The following is a 1,387-nucleotide window of genomic DNA, read 5'->3' on the forward strand; positions in this document are numbered from 1 at the left end:
TTCTCTATTCGGGGTTCATCGGTCAACGCCCTTTCGTGCGCATCCTGGTTCGACGCGTGATCGGCCCTGTGGAGCTCTTGCTTCTCTCCGAGGTCGGCCGGTGCCGCCTCATGATGGGGTTAGAGGGAGTGGGCGGATCCATCTAAGCCGCGCGCTCGGCAGAACCGACGCTCGAGTTTCCTCGGTCTCACCCGCTCCCGTCGTCCCCACAGGGACCTCCTCCACGCCGGAGGAGCTCGGTGTTACGTGATGCTGATCCGTAAGCTTCAGGCCGCCGTCGCGGCTTCGGTCGACCAGCGGAAATCCTTCTCGTCGCGCCACATGCGATGCAGCACGATCGCCAGCTTGCGGGCGACGGCCACGAGGGCCTTCTGCATGCCTCTGCGCTTGGCCACAGCCAGCCCCCAGACCTTCAGCGAGGACCATCGAACCCGAGGGCCAGTCAGCAGCACGAGCGCGGCCTCGTAGAGCGCGGCACGCATCATCGTGTCGCCGCACTTCGAGACTCGGCCGACCCGCATCGTCTCGCCGGACTGGTAGAGCCGCGGCGTCAGACCATAATGCGCCCCGACGCATTGCGATCGTCCGAAGCGGGCTGGGTTGTCGACGCAGGTACGGTAGGTCAACGCCACGACCGGCCCGACGCCGGGCGCGGTCATCAAGCGCCGGCAGACCGGGTCGGTGCGGACCTGGTCCAGCAGCATTTTGTGCAGCTTGGCCAGTTGGGTCCGCAGCGCCGAGCGCGCCTCCAGCAGCGGCAGGACCACGGCCGCGACGAAGGGCAGATCGAGCACGAGGTCGCGTACGCGCTGCTCGAAACCGGCAGCCCCCACGACACCGACTTTGAGGCCGAAGTTGCGCAGTTGGCCGCGCAGGTCGCTCTCGATGTCGTAAGCCTTGCGCTGAAGCAGCTTGCGCGAGGTCAGGAGCAGCCGGCGTTGCTGGCTGGCCGGCGTTTTGACGTGGACCGGCTTGAACAGGCCGACCCGCATCATCTGGGCTATGCCCATCGCGTCGTTGCGGTCGGTCTTGTTGATGCGGGCCGAGAGGGCCGCATGCATGTGGCGGGTCTCGACGCAGATCGCCGGCAGTCCGGCTTCGACCAGGCCGGCGTAGAGCCACGGTGAGAGCGGTCCCGCCTCCAGGCCGACACGCGCGTAGCTGTGGCCGAGGTCGATCAGGTGCCGGCCGATCACCTCGGGATGGCTCTCGACGGTGGCCCGGTGCACGACCTTACCATGGGGATCGATGATGCAGATTGCGGTCTCCTTCACGGAGACATCGAGGCCGACGTGGTGCTGCTCGCTCATGGTGGGGCTCCGGGATTGGATCGAAGCGCCATCATGCCGCCGCTTCCGCTGCGCGAGGCACCCCGAATACCCCATCT

1 protein-coding gene is annotated in these 1,387 nt (G+C 66.8%); it reads right to left on the reverse strand.

Annotated elements, in window-relative coordinates:
• Positions 1–266 precede the first annotated feature (266 nt).
• The gene (locus ME121_RS32725) at positions 267–1,310 is read right to left on the reverse strand and encodes an IS110 family RNA-guided transposase (protein ID WP_059410333.1); all 1,044 of its coding nucleotides are present in this window, start codon (positions 1,308–1,310) and stop codon (positions 267–269) included.
• Positions 1,311–1,387 lie beyond the last annotated feature (77 nt).

This window comes from Methylobacterium sp. ME121 (genome assembly GCF_000974725.1).
Taxonomy (GTDB): domain Bacteria; phylum Pseudomonadota; class Alphaproteobacteria; order Rhizobiales; family Beijerinckiaceae; genus Methylobacterium; species Methylobacterium radiotolerans.